A 24,565-nucleotide genomic window follows, 5' to 3' on the forward strand; every position below is an offset into this window, starting at 1 on the left:
GGTTCTTAAAAATAAATACAATAATAAACAAAGATTTTATAAAGCATTCAGTTCATTTTTAGGTTAAGCAAAGCCATTTCAGTGATAAGCAGGTACATCTAAGTCATCATACAATCTCCGTCCCCGTCCTGATATTCCGGATCAAATCCTTCGGGAAGGTGCTGAATCAGTTTTTTGTGAAACAGGTATCTTCTTTCAAAATCACGTTCGTAGATCCTGGGAAATGCTTTAGATTCCTCCAGCTTTTTATTGAGCTCTTTCTGGTAACTGGTTAAGGTTTTTACTTTATTGCTGACAATATAATAATTTAAGAAATCAATGAAGCGATCCAGGCCGGAAACTTCTGAAAACAGATAAGGGATCTTAAGATTCCCGTCCCTGAGCTGAAGCAGTGAACAGGCTGCTAAACTATCGCCATCATATATTTTGATCCAAACATACTTAAAAACCTCAGCATAACTTGAAAACAAATATCTGTCTTCTTTCTTTTTACTTTCCAGAACCCAGGGATTTTTTATAAATATATTGATTTCATCAGCATTCCGTTTACTCCGGAATTTTGACATCCACTCAGAACTTTCCGCATCAATCTGATCAAGGATTTCAAACCTGAATCCAGGCTTTTTAAGGACCGAATTCTTTATAGCTATTAAAGAATTGGCAACAGCATCACCCACTTGAAAAAGAGGCTTCAATGCTTTGGTTCCAGGCTTTTTCTCAGGAATCATGTGTGCTGCATCTGAACGGAAATAATATCTTTTTCCTGTTTTCGGATAAAAGTATTCAAAAACACCCAGCATATTATAAAGTGCTTCGGCTTCTTTGGTAAATTCTGTTGCGATGATATTGCCGTCATATTCCTCAAACATCTTATTCAGCAACGTTTTGGCAATCCTTTTTCCCCTGAACTCTTCGCTTACAAAGAGGGTGCTCAGCCACGCATAATGGAATATCTTTCCGTCAATTAAATAATTATCGGGAAAACAGCCTACATATCCTGCGAGTTTTCCGTCATAAAAAGCAAGAACCAAAAGGGTCTGATCATCTAATGCCTTGAGGTTTCTGACTTGGGATTTTGCGCGGTGTTCTGAAATGGGAAGAAAATCAAAACTGCTGAAATCTCCTGATGAAAAGAAATCTTCAAGTTCTTTTTTGTTAAATGTCTTCAGCTCGGTCATCTTCTCACTATTTTATTTTTGTTTATTATTTTTTTCAGCCTGAAATAAGCGGTTTCTTTTTTTAATATGTTTTCCCCGCTTTCGCCCATTTCCATCGGAATTCTGTGGAAAAGCCTTTCAATACTGTCTAATTTTGCACCTGCGCTTCCAAAACAGCAGAATATATCTTCATTTTTAAACAGCTCATCAAAGAAATCCTTTTTAACCCCAAAGTCCGTGAACGGAAATGCAAAACTTTCATACATAAAACCATTTTCTTTCAAATAATTAAAAGTGTTGTCGGTACTTTCCATCTGTTCCTTTAATGACAGTTCGCCATATTTTGGATGGTCCCAGCTGTGAGAGGAAATTCCATAGCCTTTTTGTGTCAGTATTTTTAACTGGTCTGTTGTAAGATAGGGAGTGTGTTCTTTTAAGTAAGCATTACAGTCGATTTCCAGCCGTTCGGTAAGCCTGTCCAGCAGTTCTCTTTTGTGATAAGTGATTTTTAAAACCTGCTTTTTCAAATTCTCTTTTGACGGATTTTCCAGGGAAAGCATCCGGTATATTTCCGGATCTACCGTTTTTGCTTTTTCTGCGCCATCAATGATTAAGCTTGTTTTACACCTGAACATCAGCTCCTGATTATCAATAAATGCAGGATTTATAAAATTACAGGCATATATTCCTTTCCGTTCCAGAACAGGAAGTACGGTATCGTAAAACTCCCTGAAACCGTCATCAAAAGTCAGGAGAGCTATCTTTTTCTTAGGTTTGAAGTTACCATTGACAAAGTCCCTGAATTCTGACCAGCTGACAAACTGGAAATGCTTTGAAATATGGTCCAGATCCGCTTCAAACTGCGTGGTATTCTTATATTGAATAATGTGCCTGATGTGCGGTAAATTTTCATCGGAAACACAGTGATAGACGGGCAAACAGTAATCCAGCGGAAAAGACTTCCCGGTATTTCCCGTTTCGAGGGCAGCGAGTATATTGATGATCTTATCTTTCATCTCCGTTAAATAAAAAGAATCTATTCAAATTGGATTCAAATAGATTCTTAAAGGTATTACTTTTATGTTTTATTTTACCACCTTCATTTCGTCAATAAGCCATTTGGAATCGGCAAATTTATCGATAATGAACAGGATATATTTGGTATCTACCATAATGTTCCGGCTGAAACGCGGGTCGTAATTGATGTCGCTCATTGTTCCTTCCCACTGTCTGTCGAAGTTAAGGCCCACAAGGTTTCCATTGGCATCAAGAGCCGGACTTCCGGAGTTTCCGCCCGTTGTATGGTTGGTAGCGGTAAATCCTACAGGAACGTCTCCCGTTTTATCCTTATAAGCTCCGAAATCTTTTTTGTTGTAAAGATCGATCAGCTTTTTGGGAACATCAAATTCATAATCTCCTGGAACATATTTTTCCATCACTCCTGCCAAATGGGTCTGATAACCGTAAGAAACGGCATCTCTGGGTGTGGAGCCTTTTACTTTTCCGTAGGTTACACGAAGTGTAGAGTTGGCGTCCGGGAAGAATTTTCTGTCTTTATCCGTTGCTATCTGCTGTGCCATGAATTTCTTCTGAAGATCATCAATTTTTCCCTGTAGAGAAGTAAACTGAGGATCTGCAGTTTTCATATAAGTTTCCTTCATGGAAGCATACAGCTGGTAAACAGGATCTTTTTTGAGAGTTTTGATCAACCTGTCCTGGTTAGAAAATGCCTTTTCAATATCCGCTGTGAGAGCGGCTCCGTTTACCTGAGCCCTTCCTGTGATGATTGAGTTTTTAGATATTTCTTCCACCAACGGAATGTTCTGGTTTTCGTCTTTGTATTTACTGAATCCGGCAGGCAGGAACTGAGGAGCGGTTTTATTGGCATATAAAGCCAGTAATTTTGCCGTTACCTTAGCATCAAGCTCCGCGCTGTAATCTTTATAGAATGAAGTTACCTTCGTTTTTAACCTGGCAAGCTCTTTTTCATCCATTTTCCCGGCCTCTACAGAAGCTATATAATCGTAGTAATCGCCTGCAAGCTTCAGGGTTTCAGCATTTCTTACCACTTCTGTATAATAGGCATTGTTCAATGCATAAGGAGCCTGATCGTTGTATAATTTATTGAGCTGGTCCAGGGTTGCTTTGATCTCGTGATTTTTAGCGACCAGAGAACCTTCGTACATTACTTTTTTCTCTATTGCATTTGACTTTTTCAAGCCTTCCACTTCACCGATCCACTTTTTCCAGTAATTGGCTACTGAAGCATATTTTGAAGCATATTTAATACGGGTTTCGCTGTCTGTACGCATTTTTTCGTCCAGTGTTTTCAAAGCGACCTCACGCACGGCAATCCTTGCAGGATCTATGTCTGTCATGATCTTTTCCACAGCTACTGCGGGAAGATATTCTGTAGTTTTCCCCGGGAATCCGAATACGAATGTAAAATCGTTTTCCGTTTTATCTTTTATGGAAACGGGAAGATAATGTTTCGGCACATAAGGAACGTTGTCTTTTGAATATTCCGCAGGCTTGTTGTCTTTTCCCGCATAAATTCTGAACATAGAGAAATCTCCGGTATGTCTTGGCCAAACCCAGTTATCCGTATCGCTGCCGAATTTTCCTATGCTTTGAGGCGGTGCTCCAACCAGACGGATATCTTTGTAGGTTTCTGTGGTGAAAGCGTAATATTTGTTACCATAATACATTGATTTTACAATGATCGACTGGTAAGATTCTATTTTCTGAGAGTTTTTGTAAACCTCGATATTTTTGCTGATCTTTTTAGTCAGTTCAGGCTCCACAAGGTTGTCTGTGCCTTCCAGGATCTGATCTGTCACTTCTTTGATATCTACAATGAAGTCTACTTTTACCCCTGGATTGGGAAGTTCTCCATCCGGATTTTTAGCCCAGAAACCATTGGAAAGAAGATCATTCTGAACCGTGGAATGGGCCTGGATCTGCCCGTATCCACAGTGATGGTTGGTTAGCAGTAATCCTTTAGGTGAGATAATCTCTGCTGTACATCCGCCGTTAAACTGTACTACCGCATCTTTTATGCTCGGCTTCTGGGTATTGAAAATGTCTTTGGCAGAAATTTTCATTCCCAAATCCTTCATTTCCTTTTCATTCAGCTCTGTAGGAATCCACATTCCCCCATATTGTTGCGCAAATGCCATTGCAGCCGGCAAAAGAAATACGGATAAAAGTATCTTTTTTGTCATAATCAAAATTTTGCCCTAATTTACAAAGAATATTATACATATGCTTTACGTGGCCGGTGGATTTTAGATATCAGGCGGAAAATCGTCAATGGTGAATTTTGCTCCGCAAGTGAAGGGTGAATTTTGTGAATCAGAAACAAGATTCAAGAAGCAAGGTTTCAGTGGAAATGGTAAATGGTGAATTTGCTTCGCAAGTGAATGGTGAATTTTTATGAATCAGCGCTAACGATTGAGCTTTACATTTATATTTTAGAGAAAGTAGCTTCTTTATAGATTTCCATAACTTATATCTTCATGCTTCCATCTATTCATTCAAACTCTAAAAAACTCATCAACTCTCAAACCCCACAACACTCCAACTCCCTCCTGTGGCTTGGTTTTTGTTCCTGATAAAGAACTTCAATTATTACCCTATCTAAATTATTTTATCATGATGAATAGCAAAATGTTCATTCTGGGAATTGCATCAGCTGTGTTTTTAGCATCGTGTAATCCTAAGGAAAAAACTCCTGAAACTACCGATAACACTAAGGATTCTGCAGCTGTACAGATACCTGCTTCTGACAGTATTACGAAAGCAACTCCTTCTGCTCCGGGCGATACTTCGGAAAACGCTCTTGACTGGCCGGGAACTTATGAGGCCGTGGTTCCGTGTGCTGACTGTCCGGGAATTAAAACATCTATTACTATTAACAATGATAAAACGTTCAGCATCACCGAGGAATATATTGAAAGAGATTCCAAAAATCAGGATAAGGGAACTTTTGAATGGGATGCTGCAGGAAGTGTTATCAGTCTAAAGGGGAAAAACTCTCATTCTAAATATCAGGTAGGCGAAAACGTGCTGACACAGCTGGATACAGACGGAAAAGAAATAACCGGACCGAATAAAGACCTGTATATTTTCAAGAAAAAATAAAGGACTGAGTCTTTATTTTTTGTTTTGTCTAAAACTGATAAGCTGTAATTTTAGGATCATTGATGAGGCTTTTCACTACTTCATCATGTTTTGTATGTTTCCCTGTGAGCTTCCATGTTATGGAAAGATTTGCCTGTGTATACTGCAGTTTCAGCATAAAGTGTTTCAGATGGTGGTCTTCAAATATTTTTTCGCAGTGTTTAATATCCTCTGATCGGGTCACTGTGATTTTATATTCCCTGATTTTATGGCTGCTGTCTATAAAATTCTGAAGATAAATAAGTGCACTCAGGATCAAAAGGACCAAAGCCGTTCCCAGTAGTGAAAGGTAAACATACCCAGATCCTACAGCCATTCCTATTGAGGCGGTAGCCCAGATGGTGGTTGCCGTGGTAATTCCGTCAATCTTGTTATCACCTTTAAAAATCACGCCGGCTCCCAGAAACCCGATTCCGGTGATGATATTGGCTGCCAGGCGGTCCGGATTCTCCACTCCTATTTTAATGGAAAGAATAGTGAAAAGGCAGGAGCCGAAACATACCAGAATAAAAGTCCGGAGACCCGCTGATTTGTTGCGGTATTCCCTTTCTGCGCCGATCAGAAGTCCCAGAATGACGGAGATCAGTATCAGCAGCAGTTCATTCTGTATGACATAATGATCCTGAAGAAATTCCATTGTATAGAGATTTACCTGAATAAAATTACGATAAAAAAGTTTATTTTAATGTTTTTTGACAAGCCGGTATTGTACTGTTTAAAAGAAAAGTTTTGTAATATTACATTTTTAATTTAGTAAAAGATTCACGATGGCTCCTATATTTTTTGCAACAGCGGAAGAATTCAGAAAATGGCTGGAGGAAAATCATATGAAAGAGAAAGAAATTCTGGTGGGCTACTATAAAAAAAATACCGGAAAGCTTTCTATGACCTGGTCTGAATCTGTGGATCAGGCTTTGTGTTTCGGGTGGATAGACGGGTTAAGAAGGTCTATAGATGCGGAGAGTTATTGTAACCGTTTTACGCCAAGAAAACCCGGCAGTACCTGGAGCCTCATCAATATAAAAAAAGTGAAGGAACTGACGAAAACCGGGCTGATGACTCCGGAAGGACAAAAGGCATTTGAGGCACGAAAAGAAGAAAAAACAGGCATCTATTCGCATGAGAAAGAGATCATTCTGGATTCTGTATATGAGAAAGAGTTTAAAACCCATAAAAGTGCATGGGCTTTTTTTGAAAAGCAGGCTCCATCTTATAAAAAGGTGACCATTCACTGGCTGATGAGTGCAAAACAGGAAAAAACGAGGCTTTCCAGACTGGAAAAGGTGATTTGGGAGAGTGAACAGTTAAAGAGATTAAAATAGTAAAACGATATATTAAAAAAAATAATTTATGGAGAAAGAGATTTCACACTTTTGGCTGGGATATTTTAAAAACGAAGATGCCTTTAATGATTTTGCGGAAGAGGATGAAAGGTATTACACGGAAGAGGAAACTGAGGACCTTTATGTCTCAAAGTTTGCTGAATCACAGAATATACATTGGTTTGATTATGATTTTCTGGAATATGGCTTTGAAGATGAGAATTTAGGCATCTATGAAAAGTTTACGGATTATTCTTATGCGGATCAATGGATTCCCATTGTGGAACAAAAGATCAATGAGCTGGGTCTGGAAACTCCGGTGAATGCCATTATTTTCGCTAACAGGCATACGATTCCCAATCCGGTTTCTGTGAATGATGAAGATTTTGCATTATACTATATCGGCGAGATTGAATATACCATCTAGCTTTTTATGAAAAGGGCTTCAATAAAGGATCATGAGAATCTGCTGAAGGTTTTTGTGGTTCTTTTCTATTCTCAGACATTTAAACTATTTATTTTTTAAGTATCTTAGGCTTAATAATTTACTGATGAAACAGATTTTATTTATTTTGCTGATATTTTATACATCAACTGCATCTGGACAGAATAAGTGTAGCCTAAAACTCGAATCCAATGTTACCCAGCTTCAGAAAAAAGGAATTATAGAGCTTTCTGTAACTAATACAGGAAACAGAAAAATTAAAATTAATAAAGATTTTTCAGCTTATAGGCTGCAGCTTTTAAAAATCCGGGAAAACGTTCCAAACAAGGAAAATAGAATAGACTATACTGCTGACGTTGACTGCTTTGCCGACTGTATAAAAAACACCGTGAGATTAAAGCCTGGGAAAAATTATATATATACTATTCCTATAAAAGAAACCATTCAATATGCAAAGCTGCTCAATGGCAGAACATACAGTTTCCATTTGTTTTTTGACTTTATTGACCTGACTCCTGAAGTCTGCAATATTTATGGCCTGACGGATAACGAGGTTGTTTATACAAAGACAAATTATGAGTAGCTTCTTTCTGTCGTAGAGATATTTCTTTTCTGATGAGAAGATGGATCTTTTTTTCTATCATATTTTGTGATTGATCAGATAATAAATAATATATAAATTCCTTTCAGTTTCCCAAATTAAACCTATTTTTATCGTCAATGAATATTTACTCTGCCCTTCAGATGGGAGATTATCATACTCATCACTGTGAGGATGATCTACTCATTAAGAAAATTGGCTCCGATCAATTGTTATGTGCCGTATTGGATGGCTGTTCTACAGCTATGGACAGTCACTTTGCATCAACTCTTACTGGAAAACTTTTAAGAAAAACAGCATTTGAAAAAGGGTATCAAAAGCTGTATGAAAACGATGATACCAAAAGTTTGGATGAAGAATTGAAAGAAATCTTACGGAATCTGTTCAAAGAGATGGCTTTTGTTAAAAACAGGCTTATGCTCGATGAAAAAGAACTGCTGACAACACTTATCATTCTTCTTTATGATATTAAGAAAAATAGAGGTGTTGTTTTATCAGTCGGAGACGGAGTAATCTGTATCAATGGGGAAATAACCGAATTTGACAGGGATAATAAGCCGGATTATTTAGCCTATCACCTTCATGAAAATTTTGATGAATGGTATGCTCAGCAGAATCAAAAAATATTTTTTGATCACTCGAATGATATTTCCATCGCTACTGATGGTGTTTTAACCTTTTCAAAAGTTAAGAAAACTAACAATAACAATAAAATCAATCCTGTTGAATATTTGATGACAGATCAGTCTTATGATGATACTGAAGAAATGCTTAACAGAAAGCTTAAAAACCTGGAACATCATTATGGATTAAAGCCTACTGACGACCTTGCTATTGTCAGAATAATACGGTAGAATTAAATTATAAAAAAATAAAAGTTAGATTTATACTGTCCCAAAATAAAAATCAATTGAAAAAAAACATACTCCTACTCGTTTCATGCCTTCTGCTTCTCTGCTCCTGCAAAAAGGATAAAAAGCCTAATGCAGATCAGAAAAATAATCCCGCAGAAAAAGTTATCAAAACAGATACAGTAAGTAATCCCGTTTCTGAACAACAAACTGCACACCTTAAAAGCGGAAAACTATCCGACCTGGTTCCTGACGGATATGAAATTCAATATGATGCGGAAGGAGATATTAACCAGGACGGACTTTCCGATATCGCGCTTGTCATCAGGAAAAAAGAAGATACGCTGGCCGACAGAAAGATGATGATTCTGTTAAAGAACACGGATCAAACTTACAAACTGGATAAGATATCTGACACTGTCCTTCCCGATGAATACAATGAAGCCGGCTACAAGATGCATGATCCGGAAGATATTTCCATTGAAAAAGGAGAACTGGCTATCAATTTATATGATATCGGCCCCAATGGAAATCAGTTCAGCAGGTTTAAATATTTGAACGGAAATCTTATCCTCACCTATATTGAGACGTATAATATGGGAGCCGGCTCCCACTCTGCCCTGTATTATGAGCCGATGAAAGGAAAACTGACGCTTGAGACCGTAAATACCATGAAAGAAGAAATGCCTACAGAGTCTAAAACTTTTCACCTAAAAAAGGCAAGGTATTTATTTGAAGAAACGTCTCCGGAAAATGTTTTACAAAAGGTCTACGGTTCCGTAAATGATGAATAAACATTCCTTCATTTGAAAATCCTGTAAATAAAAATAGCGAAAAGGGGTAATTGATATTCGTGTGTAATAATTAGAATTTTGTTATATCAGGTTTAAAAGCCAATACAACAGAATTAAAAAACAACAATATCATGAAAACTCTACATTTCGGACTTTTAGGAAAGGAAAATACAAGTCCTTTTATTGTTACTGCCATCGTGTACAGTATCATTCTATGCCTTCCTTTTATTTATTTTTTATATCTGAAAGGACAGCCTCATTACTCCAATTTTCAAAACACCAATGAGGAAGGGCAAACCATCGTTGTAAAAGACTGGAGAAACGATGCGGAATCCAGACAGTTTAAACTCCTGACAAGAGTGGCAATTTTCAGTGCGGCCTTATCTTTTGGGGCGCTGGGAGCAGCGGTAAGTCTTATCACGCGTGCAAGAAGGTCCGGGGTTTTCAATAATAAAATAACGATTAAGGAATTGATTTCGATACAGACCATCGGGGCAGTTTTTGCTTTTATTCTTTCTCTGATTTTTATGGGTGAAATGATCGGCGGTACATTATTCCCCAATTCCGAAGAATTTTATTATATCGTTTATATTCCCGCAGCATTGGCAAAGCTCCTCGTCTGGTCCTTCCTCGCAGGTTTCGCTGAAAGATTCGTTCCCAATATTCTTGAAAACCTTACTAAACTGAAAGATACAAATGAAGAATCCTGAAAGTAAGGAAAACAGGGATATTTCATTCAGCAAAGAAATACAAAATACTTGCCCTGTATTGTTTATTGATAAATGAAATGGTTTTGTTTAGCGTAAAAATCAACTGAATGCTTTATAAAATCTTTGTTTATCATTGCGTTATTTTTAATCTTTATCCCGAATTCAGATCAAATAGAAAAAGGACAAAAAAATAAGGTGAGCTTACAAACTCACCTTATTTTAATTTACAATATTTTATTAATGCGCTTCCAGCCAGTTGTTTCCAACTCCCACTTCTACCAACAGAGGCACCTGGGTTTTCAAAGCACTTTCCATTTCGGTTTTAATCAGTTTTGAAGCAGCTTCAATCTCATCTATCGGAGATTCAAACACCAATTCGTCATGCACCTGAAGAAGCATTCTGGTTTGCAGCTGCTGGGTTTTAAGCTGCTGATCGATTTTGATCATAGCCAGCTTTACGACATCTGCCGCACTTCCCTGAACCGGTGCGTTTACGGCATTCCTCTCTGCATGGCCTCTCACCACGAAATTATTGGAATTGATATCTTTCAAATGGCGCTTTCTTCCTAATATGGTTTCCACATAGCCTATCTGGCGGGCTTTGCTGACCTGCTCTGCCATATATTCCTTTAATTTGGGATAGGTTTCAAAGTAGGCTTCGATCATTTGTTTGGCTTCGGTTCTGGAAAGCCCGGTCTGCTCTGCCAGCGCAAAGGCTCCCTGGCCGTAGATAATCCCGAAATTCACGGTTTTGGCCTGGCTTCTCTGGGTCTTGGAAACCTCTTCCAAAGGAATTTTAAACAGTTTAGCTGCTGTTGAAGCGTGAATATCTTCTCCATCCTGAAAGGCTTTGATCATATTTTCTTCTCCTGAGATCTCGGCTATCAGGCGAAGTTCAATCTGGGAATAATCGGCGGAAATGATCTTTTTCCCTTCTCCGGAAACAAAAGCTCCCCTGATCTGCTGTCCGCGCAGTGTCCTGATCGGAATATTCTGAAGGTTAGGGTTTACACTTGCCAGACGTCCTGTAGCAGCCGTAGTCTGGGAGAAATTGGTATGTACCCGGCTGTCCTGTTTGTCGATCTGCGAAGGCAGCGCATCTACGTAGGTAGATTTTAATTTCTGATAGGTTCTGTATTCCAGGATATGTTTGATGATCTCATGTTTTGAGCTCAGTTTTTGAAGAATGTCTTCGGAAGTGGCGTACTGTCCTGTTTTTGTCTTTTTTGCTTTTGGATCGAGCTGCATTTTTTCAAACAGGATCTCTCCAAGCTGTTTCGGCGAATTCATATTAAATTCTTCACCTGAAAGCTCAAAAATTTTGGATTCCAGCTGTCTAAGGTCATTTTCAAGATCTATACTTTCCTGTGCCAGCCATTTTTCATCGAGTGAAATTCCGGCCAGCTCCATTTTAGCCAAAACTTCCACCAGAGGCATTTCTATTTTAAAGAAAAGCTCTTCCAGATTTTCTTTTTTCAATTGTGGGGCAAACAGTTCGTACAGCTGGAAAGTTACATCGGCATCTTCTGCTGCATAATCGGTCTGTGTTCTAAGGTCCGCATCTCTGAAAGTCCCCTGGTTTTTACCCTTTTTCCCGATAATGGTTTCAATGGAAACCGGTTTGTAGTTGAGGTACACCTCGGAAAGATAATCCATTCCGTGTCTTCCGTCCGGATTCAGCAGATAATGGGCGATCATGGTATCAAATACAGCTCCTTTTACCGTAATATCGTACTGTTTTAATATTTTGTAATCGAATTTTAAATTGTGAGCGATTTTTAACAGGTCTTCTTTCTCGAAGAACGGCCTGAAAATTTCCAGTGTCTGAAGCACTTCACCTTTGTCCTCGGATAAAGGAACATAGTAAGCCAGACCTTTTTTATAGGAAAAACTCATTCCTACAAGTTCAGCTTCCAGCTCGTTTAATGAAGTGGTTTCGGTATCAAAACAGACTGCTTTCTGCTTTAATAAATTACTGGCCAATAGTTTCTGTGCTTTGGGATTATTCACAAACTGGTACAGATGGTCATTCTGCTCAATGGAAGTTTTGGTAGAAGTGGCCTGATCGAGCTCTTCAAAGTTGGCAAACAGATCAAGCTGCATCACCTGTCCTTTTACCTGTGTACCCTGAGATGTCTGTTTAACCTCAACCTCACTTACAATAACAGTTTCCGAAGGTGCGGCAGCGAATGCACGGTAAAGGTTTTCGTATAATCTTCTGAATTCAATTTCGTCAAAAACTTCTTTTACTTTTTCAAAATCTGGTGTATCAAGGTCATACTGTTCCTGATGGAATTCTACAGGTGCGTCACAGATGATGGTTGCCAGTTTTTTGGACAGGATTCCCCGTTCTGCGGAAGCTTCTATTTTTTCCTTCAGTTTTCCTTTCAGCTTATCTGTATTGGCCAGCAGCGTTTCTATATTTCCGAATTCTTTTAGGAACTTCATGGCCGTTTTCTCTCCCACACCATCCAGTCCCGGAATATTATCTACTGCATCTCCCATCATTGCAAGGAAATCGATCACCTGTTTCGGATCTTCTATCTCGTATTTTGCTTTTACCTCTTCTACTCCGAGGATTTCTATATCCCCTCCTTTTAAACCGGGTTTATAGATTTTTATTTTGTCTGTAACCAGCTGGGCAAAATCTTTATCGGGCGTCACCATGAAAGTGGTATAACCTTCTTTTTCCGCTTTGCAGGCAATGGTTCCTATCACATCATCTGCTTCATATCCTTCTACTCCTAAAATGGGGATATGCATCGCCTCCAGAATTCTGTGAATGTATGGAATAGCTATTTTGATCGCTTCGGGAGTCTCGCTTCTGTTGGCCTTGTAGTCTGAATAGTCATCGGTTCTTACGCTTGCCTGCCCTACATCAAAAACAACTGCCAGATGGCTTGGCCTTTCTCTTCTGATCAGTTCGATCAGGGAATTGGTAAACCCAAAGATAGCAGAGGTATCTACACCTTTGCTGGTAAGCCTGGGATTCCTGATCAATGCGTAATATCCTCTGAATATCATCGCATAAGCATCGATGAGAAAGAGTCTTTTATCTTGTGTTGCGTCCATAATGTCTATAATGAACAAATATAAGAAAATAGGAATATTTTTTTGAGTTATAAGTTATGAATTATAGAGGGCGGGGTTTGAGAGTTTGAGTATTCGGGAGTTTGAGGGTGGGTGTATCAAATAAGGGGCTTCCTCTTATAGTATTGTTCTCAGTCTAAAATCTCATGTCTGAGATCTGATGTCTTGATTCTAATCTCTTCCCAGTTCATAAAAAAACAGAACAGCATTTCTGCTATTCTGTCTTGGATGTTATTTTTTAAATAAAAGACTTGGGTCTTCTTAATGACCTGATGAAGGCCACATTCCGCGGTACTCAGAGTTACCAAGAGTGATCACTTCTGCACTGATTACGAAGCTGATCAGCATGCTGTTGCTGTCAATTGCATCGAAGTCTACTTCATGCTGGATCACATATCCGTTTTCCCATTTCAAAGTAGTTAATGTACCTTCTTCATGAGATTTATTGAAAGTAACTTCTCCTGTGGTAGGCTTGTACTTTCCGTTCAATAAACTTTCCAGAATATCAGATTTTTCAGTTGCTTCTACTGTCACTTTGATCAGTGCATTTGACGGATCTGATGCTACACGTCCTGAAACGTCTGTAGATCTTGATACGCTGTAGTTAAGCTTTAATAATTTCTGTCCTTCTCCTCCGTTGAATTTTAAGATTCCTCTTGAATTTGCTGCCATGATTGGTGATTTTAATTGTTATCTATTATATAAATAGTGATTGATTACAGAACAAAGATATACCTGATCAGGATAAAGAAAAAGTTTTTGGATATAAATCTGAAATATTGTAGTAATTCTACGATTTGATGTAGTAATTCTACGACTTTTGATTTAACATAATATTGTAAATGCTTGTTATAAAAGGTTTTTATAGTTTTATAAAGCTAAAAATATGATGTTAAGTAAAATATAAACTTACACCAGCTATTTGATTTTAGTTTCTAATTCTTTTAAATTATTCAGGCTTGTGGTATTTCCCAATTCTGCTGCTTTTTTCCAATACTTTTTAGCATTTTCAATATCATTGAATTTGAAATAGGCAACTCCTAAATCGTTTAATGCAAATTGAGCATCGTCACTTTTAGGATCAACTGTCTGAAGGTATTTTTCAAACTTCGGAATTGCTTTTTGGGGTTCACCAGATTCCAAATAAATTGTTCCGGAATACTTTAAGGCTTCTGTATTATTAAATGCTTCTGCTTTTTCCAAATAAATTAATGCTTCATTATATTTTTTCTCATTGTAATATTCAATTCCCTGATCAAGAAGTTTCTGATCATCTTTTTTAAATAAAAACCGGTAGGACATAAATCCTAATAATGCAACAACTCCTAAAACAGCAATTACTTTTCTCATAGTATTAAAATTAAAATTCCATAAAATAAATATAAAAGAATCAATACTTCAAAAATCCTCATTTTGAATGTATATATGCCATATGCATTCAAACACATCATCAGGATACAAAACATAAAAAAAGGCAGTTTGCCCAACTGAGAAAACTGATAATAAAATAAATCGATAAGAATATTCTTTTTCTGCAGCCCAATATACTTGATATCTTTTCCTTTTTTAATTCTGGAAGTATCATTTTTGTTTATAAAAAATGTGATTTTCTTATCATTTTTATTATATAAAATTTCCCTGTCACTTTTAAAATTAGATAAAAAACCTGTTCCTCCGTTATAAAATACATTCGAATAATCAGAGATACGAAATCTATAAAAAGGAATTCTTGTACCTGATTTTTTAACCTCAATTAATGATCCCTGAATGGGGGTAAGATTATTATTTAGAATTATTAGTTTCAATGGAATATATAAAATCCCTATTACTGAAACTATTATGATTATAAAAAACCTGATATTAGAATTCATGCTCTCTTACTTTAATACCCTCTCTTGCTTTTAATTCATTAATTAAGCTCTCTTTTATTTCTTCTTCTCCATAATGGGCCATTAAGTTGAATGTTATAAAATCTCCAATATCTTTAATGACATTTTCTATAAGTCCCTTGCCTACAGTCGATTTAAGCTGATCAGGAAAATTAGTCTGAATGTTAAGATTTGATTGAGTTGTAGTGTTATTAACCTCTGTAATAGATGGAGAATGATAGCCCGTTGTTGTAGACGATGAAGAATTTATATTAATATTAGTCGTTCGCGGGCCTGCACCGGTACCTGTAGAAGAATTGATTGTTTGAGATCCAATAGTAGTTTGTTGAACGGATGTACCTGGTAATATTATTTCGCCGTTAGGTGTTATTATTGTCGTTCTATTCTGATAAATAGAGGTATTTTGGGTAACTGAAGTATGGCTGATTTGTGTATTAACATCATCAATCTCAGATGCCCCACCCCATAATCCCCCTTCAGGAGAAGTTAGATAATCATAAGTTGATGTACCAGTAGAGGACTCATTTTCAGGATTAATAATACTTCCCATTTCTGTCAAATCCTTTACCCAATCATAGGTCTTTCCTGCACCATAGTTCAATCCAACAACGGATCCAGCCTGAATCAATGCAATCCAATTTTTTGCTTTTATGGCAGTAAACAGAGCCGGTACACCTTGAACCACTCCCTGAAGCAGACTTCCGCCGAAATAAGAAAAACCGATAATAACAACTGTATTTCTAAGCGTATCTACTCTATTTTTATTAACAATAGCATCCGCATACTCTGCAGAGAAAGTTATAAATATCTTACCTCCAAATAAACAATCCAGTGTGGAACTGCCAATTAAAGCTTTTTTGCCCTCAAAATGCACATTTTGATGAACAGGGGCCCAATCATACATTAATGTCGTCATGGCACAAATAGGATAATTAATTGCTGATGCAAGTCCGGCAGCAGCTCCACCGGCAGCACCGGCAGCCATTAATGTACCAAGAGCAACACCGGCAGCTCCACCGGTAAAGAATATAGCCGCACCAACGGCTGCACCGATTAATGCTCCCGCAATAACCATTTTTGAGCAAATAAAGTTTCCACCCGTCCTATCGTTGATTGTGGCGAGATTTTTATTCTGTGTTTTTATTGTTGTTTGGCTTGAGACTTTTATTTGTTGCTTTTTCATACCTGAAGTACAGACCAGCCATGATCCATCAGGAACATATAAATTACCCATAATCTTACATTTTATTAATTTCGTATCTAGATTTTGCTACGATAGTATCATTAATATTTTCAATAAAATCAGCATTACAACTATCAATTCTATTATCTTTAATATTATAATGAGATATCAAACTGAAATCATAATTAAAATTATTTCCAAGCAAATCTCTAAAAGTTGCATTATAAAGCTCTCTTAGAATTTCTACGTTTGCTTTTTCTAAAAAAGATTTATTTTCTACAGTTATCTTATTATTATTTTTTTCAATAATTTTATTTTTAAATTTCAACAAAATCTTTGAACCTGAAAATAATGAAGAGTAAAGCCTGGTTGAATTACCTTCATTGATTTTAGCATTATCAGAATTAAATTTACCTGGATAAAGAAGATTATATTGAAGATTGGCCATAATATGTGGCAAAGAATCTGTATAAACTGTTTCTCCATCCCTGATAATTCTATTCAACATTTCTTTATCATCTGTAACCTCTGATAAACCTTTCTGTACCAGGTGCCATTTTTCTTTTATTTCTTTTTGATTTTCAATTTTTTTTATTGTTCCAAAATCATCAGTAATTAAAATAATATCTTCAAAAGGCTGATCAAGCAATGATAATAAAACCAAATAACTATCATAATGCGGAGAACTGCACTCAATTAATTTTGATTTCTGACTTACAAAGTATTTATTGTCATCTAACTTTTCTATCTCTATTTCTATGCTATTTTGGGTGGAGTACACCAGTTTTTTAAAATTAAAATATTCGTTTTTAGATATTATTTTATAAGCGGTTATGTCCCTTTCACTTTCAGGTTTTTCATATTTAGCATTTATTAGAATAACATCAATATGTATAGGAATATACTCACTATTTATTTGCTGGGTCAAAACAGCTTGACTATTGTGAAAATCCAAAAGTTCATTTACTGGTCTGTCAAATTTTTCGGCAATTGAATGCAACGTATCTCCTACTTGTATTTTGTATTTAATGATTTCCATTTCTAATTAATATCAACCTGCGGTGAACCTTTAATTGTTGTACTTCCTTTAAATATCGCTTTAGCAGTTGTTCCTCCGGTTATAGTAACATCATTATTGCCAACGATCCCTACTCCATTAGCTCCCAGCGCAATAATATCTCCCTGAATAGTAATCTTCCCGTCAGAAGACATCGTAATCGAGCTGCTTCCTGTCTCCAGCTTTATCTCTGTAGTACTTTTAATATTTATTTTCCCGGCATTATCCATTGTTATTGTAGACTTCCCTTTTCCAATATCAATAATACTTTTTGTCTTGACATTGACAGTCTGATTATTCCCGATATCTTCCGTACTGTCATTACTTACCTCTGTCTTAATATCCCCAGTTCCACTTAACGTAACATGATTTCCACTTCTGTCTTTAATCTCAATCCCACATCCATCATGAAACTGAATAATATTCCCGCTTTTACTGCTTAAACTCATCACATTATTCCCGGCACCTCCACCAGCGCCAATACCTCCGTGAAACATGCCTCCCATTACGAAAGGACGGTCCGGATGCTGATGAACAAAGTTGACGATAATCTGGTCTCCTACTTCAGGAACAGACATAAAACCACGGTTTTTGTTCACTTTATCGCTGCTTCCTGCATCCGGAGACATAACGCGGATAAATTCTGTGGTATCCTGTCCGCTCTGCCAGTCGAACTGAACTTTTACTCTTCCCTGATTCAATGGGTCTGTATTGGAAATAACTTTTGCAAACTGTGATTCTGCTTTCGGGGTTTCAAATTCCGGGCGGGGGATAAATCCTGTGTCCGCCGCAATGGCTTCAAAAGTCCCGTCATAATAACCTCTTGCATCTACTTCATGGGTAACACCTACAATCATTAATTTTGTAAAATAAGAGGTGTCATTGGTATCTGTTTTGCGCATTTCAATATCTGCGGTACATCCTGGATATAAGAACGGAACCGTTGTAGATCCTGAAGTTATAAACACTTCCGATGCCTTGCTTCCTGCTGTTCCTTTCTGGGATGCATCAATATCCATAAATGATGTGGCCTTAATCGGGGCCACTCTTAAAGAAGGGGTTTTAAACGTTCTTTCTGATATTTCATAGGCACGTTTGGCAATATCCGAAGTATGGCTGATCTTTGATCTTCCGGTGGTCAGTTTTTCATTTTTACTGCTGTTGTAGCCATAAAAGCTCGGACTCACGTGCTGAGCTTTCATCTTAATCGCAATATCACTTACACTGCTTCCATAGGTAAGCTTTACGGGTTTTTCCTGTGGCGGAAGCTTCCCGAAATGCAGGACTTCACCATCATAATAAAACTGTTCACCATATGCTTCGGCGATTCTTGCTAAATAGTTATAATGGGTTTCTTCATACTGACAGCTGTAAGGAACGTTTCCGTGCTGGGCATCTACCCTGAAATCAAATTTATTCTGTCCCAGTCCTTCTTTTATCACATGATCAGCAATACTGTTCAGGCTTACTTCCTGTCCGCCTCCGAAACTCTGAATATGAGGTGCCGCATCCAGAAGCACTGTCGGGCTGAAACCCGTAAGAACGATATTCCCAAGGCTGCCTTTTTCCTGACTAAAACCTACTTCCGTAATAACTCCCACAAAGTTTCGCTCAGGCCCCTGCTCAATATCTTTATATTTAAATACTACTGTGATTCTTTTTCCTAAAAAGTTTTGTGCTTCCTGCAAATTATGATTTTCTGCGCTGCCCAAACTATCGTAGGCCAGCATAAGGCTGAATTCATGATGTTTAGAAGCGCTCTGCACCAGCTTAAAATGTTTGAAATGCCTGATCATCTGCCCTTCTATCACAATATCCAGCATCACAACACGGTTAATTCCCGCAATAATACTCTCCGGAATGGCTGCTGCATTATGTATTTTGGATGTAGGCTGCTTTGACCATACTCTGTTTTCAATTACAGAAGGGTCATTGGGAACGAGAGTCTGATTCATGAACATTTTGGAGTTCTGAGCAGTCCCGGAATAAATTTCCTGTGCTTTTTTTGCTGATTTTTTTACAGCTTCATCTGCTTTTTGAAGTTTAGCATCTATTTTTTGTGCAGCAATATCTTCAGCACCTTTCAGCTGTTCTGTATCTGCTATATTTTTTGTACTGCTTTTCGGGCTCTGTACATTTATAGGTTGATCATCCTTAAACATAATGTGTATTTTGCTTAATTATATAATAAATTTGAATAGCTGCCCGTTGCTTGGCAATATCGAGCTCGTTTGTCAATCCTTACATAATCCGGGTTATATAGGAACTTCGGTAAACCTTTTGGTCCATTTGTCCAAAAACGGTAAAAACAGAACAGTATATCCTTACGAATACACTATTCTGTACTAATTTATTTTACTAAGATGATTGTTCAGGATTAATGACCTGATGAAGGCCACATTCCGCGGTACTCAGAGTTACCAAGAGTGATTACTTCTGCACTGATTACGAAGCTGATCAGCATGCTGTTCTCGTCTACAGCGTCGAAGTCCACTTCATGCTGGATCACGTATCCGTTTTCCCATTTTAAAGTAGTCAGTGTACCCTCTTCGTGAGACTTATTGAAAGTAACTTCTCCTGTGGTAGGCTTGTACTTTCCGTTCAGTAAGCTTTCTAAAATGTCAGATTTTTCAGTAGCTTCTACTGTTACTTTGATCAGTGCATTGGAGGGATCGGATGCTACACGTCCTGAAACGTCTGTAGATCTTGATACGCTGTAGTTAAGCTTTAATAATTTTTGCTCTTCTCCTCCGTTGAATTTTAAGATTCCTCTTGAATTTGCTGCCATGATTTGTAAATTTTAATTGTTAATATTTTGTGATTTGGTGATTGATTACATAGCAAATATATAACGTCCTATTTTGATAAAAAAGCTTTTAAACAAAAATTTTAAATTTTGTAGTAATTCTACGATTTGATGTAGTAATTCTACGACATTAGATTTAAAACAAACACACAAACAACTGATTTAAAATACATTAAATAATCATTAAAACAATTTTTAATTTAATATTTTAACACCTAACAGAGAAATATTAAGAATTTTTTAAGAATATCAGGCGTAATTTTAACAATGATTTAAAACACCAATGATATAAAAAAACCGTCGCAGAAAGTGACGGTTTTAAAAATGATATAGAGGTTCATATTTATTGCTGTTGAGTGCGGTTCCCTTCTTTTATAGATCGGGAAAGAATTTTATTTTTTTTAAGCAGGAAATCCGGCATAAGATCGGTAGGAAGATAAAGGGGGCTCTCCCCTTTTTTCTGAAGTTCATCCACAATCCCCGGATTCCAGGCAAGAATCTCATTCATTTCTACATTGAGTTCATCAGCAATGATATTCAGATTAAATCCTGCATTAATTTCCGTTTCCTGAAGGGGTGCGGCATTATTTTTACCACTTCCGCCTTCTGTAAAGAAAATTTTATTGAGCCTTGAAGAATTATAGTTATTCAGAACGCTTTCCAGTTCACCGGTTGCATAGCAGGCATTCAGATATTTTTTAACATGATTGATGGTTTCAGCCGGAAGATATTTAGAAAATACATGATATTGGCTTGAACCCGCGCTCTGCATGGCTTTGGCAATATTTCCCTCGCCACAGTTATAGGCTGCAACAACAGTGATCCAGTCGCCGTACTTCCTGTAGAGATTGGCCAGGGAAATTACCGCTGTCTTGGTACTTTTATAAACATCTGTACGGTTTTGCTCTGTGAGTCCGTACTGGTTGGCGTGTGAGGTCATAAACTGCCATATTCCTACTGCTCCTGCTCCTGAGGTTATATTTCTGTTGAAATGAGATTCAATCAGGGCCAGGTTTCTCAGATGTTTTGGGAGACCTTTCTGTACCAATGAATATTCGATGAATTCAACGATTTCCTTATTGGCATTTATAATGTTATTGTACTTTCTCACGCTGCTTTCCGAAGTATCGGAGGCTGCGAGAAACTGTCCGTTCACCATTACAAGAGTCCCTGACAGCATCAGTCCTGTAAAGATTTTTTTGAATACAGTTTTCATTTTAATTTATGGTTATGGCAAAGAAAGCTGATTGGGAAATTTGTTTATTCCCCTATCAGCTTTCTCTGTTTTTATTTTTAATCTACTTTCCAGATCAGTTTGTCTTCTTCGCTGTTCCAGTCTACATGGATGGTCTGTCCGGATTTCACTTCTTCCCTTACAATCATTTTAGAGATCGGCCTTGCGAGCTGTGCCCGGATTACTCCGGAGATCTGTCTTGCTCCGTATTTGCTGCTGAATCCTCCCAGTGCGAGATTTTTTACTGCTTCGTCGGTGATCTTTAAGGTCATTCCCAATCTCATCAGTGAAGTATGAAGTGATTTCAGCTGGATATTGAAAATTCTTTCTGCGATAGATTCCGTGATCGGTGCAAAAGGAATAATCTCAGTGATCCTTGCCAAAAATTCCGGCCTGAATCTTCCTGAACCGGCCATAATCTGCATCAGTTTGGATGATTCCGGAACTTTTCCTTCTTCAAACTGTTTTACGATTTCTTCACTTCCGATATTGGAAGTAAATAGTATCAGGGCGTTACTGAAATCTCCTTCTTTTCCCAGTTTATCATGAACTTTTCCCTCATCCATAATTTGCAGGAAAACATCAAAAACGGAATGGTGGGCTTTTTCAATTTCATCGAACAAAACAACGGTATAGGGCTGCTGCCTGATCTTATTAACCAGCATTCCCCCTTCTTCATATCCTACATAACCCGGAGGCGCTCCGTACAGCAATGCTGCGGAATGTTCTTCTTTGAATTCGGACATATCAAAACGTACCATGGCTTTTTCATCGTTGAAAAGAAGTTCTGCCATAGATTTTGCCAGTTCGGTTTTCCCTGTTCCGGTAGGTCCCAGCAGGAAGAATGACCCGATAGGCTGCCCCGGTTTATTCAGTCCGCTTCGGTTTTCAACAATGGCATCTGAAAGAATTTTTAAGGCATGATCCTGCCCTACAACTCTGTTCAATAGCATAGATTCCATATTCAGAAGCTTTTCTTTCTCCTGGGCCTGGATTTTCCCGATTGGAATATTTGTTTTTGCCGCCATTACTGCTGCCAGTTCTAAGCGGTCTACTTTTTCTCTTTTTTTAGCTGCATGCTGTAAAAGCTCTGCATAGGTATCATCAATGATCTTGTGGATCTGATCAACAGGCATTGAATTGTCAATGGCGGGTTGTTCGTTCAATGATCCCCAAAGGATAGGGCTTATCTTATCTCTCAGAAGGTTATAGTTCCAGATCAGTTCGTTTGCCTGGTCTTTGGTATCGGTAAATTCTTCTTTTAAAATACCCTCGTAGGTTTCTTTCCATCCTGCTAGTTCTTTTTCTGAAAGCTCATCAAGCATTTTGATAGCGGCCATAGTCCGGTCTAAAAGATCAATCGCTGCATCAGGTAGTTTTTTGCCTTTTGCATATCTTTTTGCGAGACGTACACACTCGGGAATGGAAGTTTTCTCTACTTCTATGCCATGGTGTTTTTTGTAGCCGTCAAGCAGGACATCAATCATTTTCACACAGGTCTGTTCATCCGGCTCATTGACTGTAAGAACTTCAAAACGGCGGTTGAAAGCCTGTTCAGGTTCGATAATTTTTCTATATTCTTCCTGCGTTGTAGCTCCGATCACTGTAATTTCGCCTCTTGCGAGTTCGGGCTTAAGAAGGTTGGCCACATTTCCGATGCTCCCTTTCGGGTCTAAAAGGGTGTGGATTTCATCTATAAAAAGGACTGCTTTTTCAATTTTCTTGCATTCGTTGATTACTTTTTTCAGTCGGTCTTCAATTTCACCTTTATAAGAAGTCCCAGCTAATAATGCTCCGGTGTCCAGTTCCAGAAGGGTAGCATTTTTAAGCATTTCGGGAACATTCCCTTTGGTGATTTCTGTCGCAAAGCCTTCTACCAAAGCTGTTTTCCCAACGCCCGGCTCACCGATGATGATCACATTCGGCTTACTTCTGCGGCAAAGGATCTCAACGAGCATTCTGAGCTCTTTGTCTCTTCCTATGATGTTTTCAAGATCGCCTTTCCTGGCCTGTGCCGTTCTGTCTACACAGTAACTTTTAATTGACGGAAATGATGAATCTGTGAAATCTGATCCGTTTGAAAAAAGGGAAGAGAAATCACCGTCTTCAGATACGGCAAAAGGGGTATCTTTTCTATATAAATTGAAAATTTCATGTTCTCTCAGGGGAAGTGATTTCAGCTGCTGCAGTGAAAAAACTACCTGAGGTTTTACAATAGCGGTAAGGATACAGATCGGTGTGATCTCATCCAGCCCAAGTTTTAAGCGAATATCGTCAGCTTCTTCCGTAAGGATATCTACAGCTTCATCCTGTCGTACTTCATCCGGCAGATGGGCTGTTTTCGGATAGTCTTCGATGCGGACATCTGCCCATTCATAGAAATAGCCGGGATCTTTATCAATACTTTTCAGGAATTCATTAAGCCCGATATCTTTATGCATTAACGCCTGCAGAATATGCGGACCGCCGTATGTGGCATTGTAATTCTCCTTCGCTATCGACTGAGCAATATGAAATAGCTGCTTTACTGTTTCGTTGGTTACTAATACTCCCATTTATCGTTTTCTATTATTAATATGTCTGTGTTTGCTTCGGTTTATCAGATTATTTGGTGTAATCTGTTAAAGTATATTTTTTTACAAATATATCTTTTTTATGCAATGTATATAGGGTTAAAGATAGTTAATTCTTTGATTAGAGAGTAATAAGTTTTTGCCGTACCAGTAATTTTAACAATTAAGACATAAGCCGTTTATAAAAACTTCATCTACAGGATCCCGGGCAAAAAAGACTGTCTTTTCAGGGACAGTCTTTTTCTATGAATGTTGATGTGTAATAGTGTTTCTTGTTTATGGCGTAATCTGCAGGCAATCACTATATTCAATAACTTATACTATTTCCGTCACTGAATTTTTATGATTCCTGAATTTCCCGTCATGATTGTAAATTTTCCCGTTATTAATATTTTGTGATGTGGTGATTGTTTAACAAATATATAGCGCTTATTTCTATTTCAAAAGTATTTTAATATAAATTTCATATTTTGTAGTAATTCTACTACTTTTGATTTAAGAATCCCCGCCAGAGATCACTGAAAAGGGGTTTCGATTATCAGCCTATATACAAAAAAGAGATATTTTACACTTAAATGAGAAATACGGGTGTTTTTTGAAACCTAATATTGACTTTCATAATACAGCTCTGCAGGTATAGTGTTTAATTAAAATTAACGTGAGCTTAGTAT

Annotated in this window: 21 protein-coding genes; 7 read left to right on the forward strand and 14 right to left on the reverse strand. The window is 37.7% G+C overall.

Going from position 1 to position 24,565, the window contains the following annotated elements; all coding sequences use genetic code 11:
* Positions 1-98: 98 nt before the first annotated feature.
* From IX38_RS08585 to IX38_RS08595, 3 genes are all read right to left on the reverse strand, one after another.
* Positions 99-1,178, reverse strand: coding sequence for a GNAT family N-acetyltransferase (locus tag IX38_RS08585; RefSeq protein ID WP_034703823.1), 1,080 nt, complete (start codon positions 1,176-1,178; stop codon positions 99-101).
* Complete coding sequence (locus IX38_RS08590) at positions 1,175-2,173, reverse strand: polysaccharide deacetylase family protein (protein WP_034703825.1); 999 nt, start codon at positions 2,171-2,173, stop codon at positions 1,175-1,177. The genes IX38_RS08585 and IX38_RS08590 overlap by 4 nt, the downstream gene beginning before the upstream one ends.
* A gap of 69 nt (positions 2,174-2,242) precedes the next feature.
* Positions 2,243-4,381: a S46 family peptidase gene (locus IX38_RS08595; RefSeq protein WP_084680234.1), complete on the reverse strand. Its 2,139-nt coding sequence runs from the start codon at positions 4,379-4,381 to the stop codon at positions 2,243-2,245.
* A 430-nt stretch (positions 4,382-4,811) separates the two neighbouring features.
* On the opposite strand from IX38_RS08595, the gene IX38_RS08600 reads away from it, so the two are divergent.
* Positions 4,812-5,300: a copper resistance protein NlpE gene (locus IX38_RS08600; protein ID WP_228377927.1), complete on the forward strand. Its 489-nt coding sequence runs from the start codon at positions 4,812-4,814 to the stop codon at positions 5,298-5,300.
* Between the two features lie 28 nt (positions 5,301-5,328).
* On the opposite strand, the gene IX38_RS08605 is transcribed toward IX38_RS08600, so the two are convergent.
* Entirely contained in the window at positions 5,329-5,976 is a 648-nt protein-coding gene (locus IX38_RS08605; protein ID WP_051884574.1) for an MgtC/SapB family protein, read from the reverse strand.
* A 130-nt stretch (positions 5,977-6,106) separates the two neighbouring features.
* Here IX38_RS08605 and IX38_RS08610 point away from each other — a divergent pair, with 130 nt between their 5' ends.
* From IX38_RS08610 to IX38_RS08635, 6 genes are all read left to right on the forward strand, one after another.
* Positions 6,107-6,661 (forward strand): YdeI/OmpD-associated family protein, encoded by a 555-nt coding sequence (locus tag IX38_RS08610; RefSeq protein ID WP_034703829.1) that lies wholly within the window; start codon positions 6,107-6,109, stop codon positions 6,659-6,661.
* Positions 6,662-6,689: 28 nt separating this feature from the next.
* A complete protein-coding gene (locus tag IX38_RS08615; protein WP_034703831.1) occupies positions 6,690-7,088 on the forward strand; it encodes an immunity 22 family protein in 399 nt (132 codons plus the stop codon).
* Between the two features lie 124 nt (positions 7,089-7,212).
* Positions 7,213-7,689, forward strand: a complete 477-nt coding sequence (locus tag IX38_RS08620; RefSeq protein WP_034703833.1) for a hypothetical protein — start codon at positions 7,213-7,215, stop codon at positions 7,687-7,689.
* Positions 7,690-7,826: 137 nt separating this feature from the next.
* Entirely contained in the window at positions 7,827-8,561 is a 735-nt protein-coding gene (locus tag IX38_RS08625; RefSeq protein ID WP_034703835.1) for a protein phosphatase 2C domain-containing protein, read from the forward strand.
* A 56-nt stretch (positions 8,562-8,617) separates the two neighbouring features.
* A complete protein-coding gene (locus IX38_RS08630) occupies positions 8,618-9,352 on the forward strand; it encodes a hypothetical protein (protein ID WP_034703836.1) in 735 nt (244 codons plus the stop codon).
* A 131-nt stretch (positions 9,353-9,483) separates the two neighbouring features.
* Positions 9,484-10,062, forward strand: coding sequence for a hypothetical protein (locus tag IX38_RS08635; protein ID WP_034703839.1), 579 nt, complete (start codon positions 9,484-9,486; stop codon positions 10,060-10,062).
* A 237-nt stretch (positions 10,063-10,299) separates the two neighbouring features.
* Here the strand turns inward: IX38_RS08635 and polA are convergent, their stop codons facing one another.
* From polA to IX38_RS08685, 10 genes are all read right to left on the reverse strand, one after another.
* The gene (polA, locus tag IX38_RS08640; protein WP_034703841.1) at positions 10,300-13,134 is read right to left on the reverse strand and encodes a DNA polymerase I; all 2,835 of its coding nucleotides are present in this window, start codon (positions 13,132-13,134) and stop codon (positions 10,300-10,302) included.
* Positions 13,135-13,413: 279 nt separating this feature from the next.
* Positions 13,414-13,824, reverse strand: coding sequence for a type VI secretion system tube protein TssD (tssD, locus tag IX38_RS08645; protein ID WP_185097677.1), 411 nt, complete (start codon positions 13,822-13,824; stop codon positions 13,414-13,416).
* Positions 13,825-14,070: 246 nt separating this feature from the next.
* Positions 14,071-14,502 carry a tetratricopeptide repeat protein gene (locus IX38_RS08650; RefSeq protein ID WP_034703845.1) on the reverse strand — a complete coding sequence of 144 codons (432 nt, stop codon included), beginning with the start codon at positions 14,500-14,502 and terminating at the stop codon, positions 14,071-14,073.
* Positions 14,499-15,023 carry a hypothetical protein gene (locus IX38_RS08655; RefSeq protein ID WP_034703846.1) on the reverse strand — a complete coding sequence of 175 codons (525 nt, stop codon included), beginning with the start codon at positions 15,021-15,023 and terminating at the stop codon, positions 14,499-14,501. The genes IX38_RS08650 and IX38_RS08655 overlap by 4 nt, the downstream gene beginning before the upstream one ends.
* Positions 15,013-16,275 (reverse strand): PAAR-like protein, encoded by a 1,263-nt coding sequence (locus tag IX38_RS08660; protein ID WP_034703847.1) that lies wholly within the window; start codon positions 16,273-16,275, stop codon positions 15,013-15,015. The genes IX38_RS08655 and IX38_RS08660 overlap by 11 nt, the downstream gene beginning before the upstream one ends.
* A 4-nt stretch (positions 16,276-16,279) precedes the next feature.
* Positions 16,280-17,263, reverse strand: coding sequence for a hypothetical protein (locus tag IX38_RS08665; protein ID WP_034703848.1), 984 nt, complete (start codon positions 17,261-17,263; stop codon positions 16,280-16,282).
* Positions 17,264-17,265: 2 nt separating this feature from the next.
* Positions 17,266-19,443 (reverse strand): type VI secretion system Vgr family protein, encoded by a 2,178-nt coding sequence (locus tag IX38_RS08670; protein ID WP_034703849.1) that lies wholly within the window; start codon positions 19,441-19,443, stop codon positions 17,266-17,268.
* Between the two features lie 215 nt (positions 19,444-19,658).
* The gene (gene tssD / locus IX38_RS08675) at positions 19,659-20,069 is read right to left on the reverse strand and encodes a type VI secretion system tube protein TssD (RefSeq protein ID WP_175548869.1); all 411 of its coding nucleotides are present in this window, start codon (positions 20,067-20,069) and stop codon (positions 19,659-19,661) included.
* A gap of 361 nt (positions 20,070-20,430) precedes the next feature.
* Positions 20,431-21,303: a lytic transglycosylase domain-containing protein gene (locus IX38_RS08680; protein ID WP_034703853.1), complete on the reverse strand. Its 873-nt coding sequence runs from the start codon at positions 21,301-21,303 to the stop codon at positions 20,431-20,433.
* Positions 21,304-21,380: 77 nt separating this feature from the next.
* On the reverse strand, positions 21,381-23,876 hold the full coding sequence (locus tag IX38_RS08685) for an ATP-dependent Clp protease ATP-binding subunit (protein WP_034703855.1): 2,496 nt from the start codon (positions 23,874-23,876) through the stop codon (positions 21,381-21,383).
* Positions 23,877-24,565: the final 689 nt, after the last annotated feature.

The sequence above is a fragment of the Chryseobacterium luteum genome (assembly GCF_000737785.1).
In the GTDB taxonomy this organism is placed as follows: domain Bacteria; phylum Bacteroidota; class Bacteroidia; order Flavobacteriales; family Weeksellaceae; genus Chryseobacterium; species Chryseobacterium luteum.

Excerpts from the sequence above, each read along its gene's own strand:
- IX38_RS08585 (WP_034703823.1), bottom strand. The coding sequence starts at position 1,178 with ATGACCGAGCTGAAGACATTTAACAAAAAAGAACTTGAAGATTTCTTT.
- IX38_RS08590 (WP_034703825.1), bottom strand. The coding sequence starts at position 2,173 with ATGAAAGATAAGATCATCAATATACTCGCTGCCCTCGAAACGGGAAAT.
- IX38_RS08595 (WP_084680234.1), bottom strand. The coding sequence starts at position 4,381 with ATGACAAAAAAGATACTTTTATCCGTATTTCTTTTGCCGGCTGCAATG.
- IX38_RS08600 (WP_228377927.1), top strand. The coding sequence starts at position 4,812 with ATGATGAATAGCAAAATGTTCATTCTGGGAATTGCATCAGCTGTGTTT.
- IX38_RS08605 (WP_051884574.1), bottom strand. The coding sequence starts at position 5,976 with ATGGAATTTCTTCAGGATCATTATGTCATACAGAATGAACTGCTGCTG.
- IX38_RS08610 (WP_034703829.1), top strand. The coding sequence starts at position 6,107 with ATGGCTCCTATATTTTTTGCAACAGCGGAAGAATTCAGAAAATGGCTG.
- IX38_RS08615 (WP_034703831.1), top strand. The coding sequence starts at position 6,690 with ATGGAGAAAGAGATTTCACACTTTTGGCTGGGATATTTTAAAAACGAA.
- IX38_RS08620 (WP_034703833.1), top strand. The coding sequence starts at position 7,213 with ATGAAACAGATTTTATTTATTTTGCTGATATTTTATACATCAACTGCA.
- IX38_RS08625 (WP_034703835.1), top strand. The coding sequence starts at position 7,827 with ATGAATATTTACTCTGCCCTTCAGATGGGAGATTATCATACTCATCAC.
- IX38_RS08635 (WP_034703839.1), top strand. The coding sequence starts at position 9,484 with ATGAAAACTCTACATTTCGGACTTTTAGGAAAGGAAAATACAAGTCCT.
- polA (WP_034703841.1), bottom strand. The coding sequence starts at position 13,134 with ATGGACGCAACACAAGATAAAAGACTCTTTCTCATCGATGCTTATGCG.
- tssD (WP_185097677.1), bottom strand. The coding sequence starts at position 13,824 with ATGGCAGCAAATTCAAGAGGAATCTTAAAATTCAACGGAGGAGAAGGA.
- IX38_RS08650 (WP_034703845.1), bottom strand. The coding sequence starts at position 14,502 with ATGAGAAAAGTAATTGCTGTTTTAGGAGTTGTTGCATTATTAGGATTT.
- IX38_RS08655 (WP_034703846.1), bottom strand. The coding sequence starts at position 15,023 with ATGAATTCTAATATCAGGTTTTTTATAATCATAATAGTTTCAGTAATA.
- IX38_RS08660 (WP_034703847.1), bottom strand. The coding sequence starts at position 16,275 with ATGGGTAATTTATATGTTCCTGATGGATCATGGCTGGTCTGTACTTCA.
- IX38_RS08665 (WP_034703848.1), bottom strand. The coding sequence starts at position 17,263 with ATGGAAATCATTAAATACAAAATACAAGTAGGAGATACGTTGCATTCA.
- IX38_RS08670 (WP_034703849.1), bottom strand. The coding sequence starts at position 19,443 with ATGTTTAAGGATGATCAACCTATAAATGTACAGAGCCCGAAAAGCAGT.
- tssD (WP_175548869.1), bottom strand. The coding sequence starts at position 20,069 with ATGGCAGCAAATTCAAGAGGAATCTTAAAATTCAACGGAGGAGAAGAG.
- IX38_RS08680 (WP_034703853.1), bottom strand. The coding sequence starts at position 21,303 with ATGAAAACTGTATTCAAAAAAATCTTTACAGGACTGATGCTGTCAGGG.
- IX38_RS08685 (WP_034703855.1), bottom strand. The coding sequence starts at position 23,876 with ATGGGAGTATTAGTAACCAACGAAACAGTAAAGCAGCTATTTCATATT.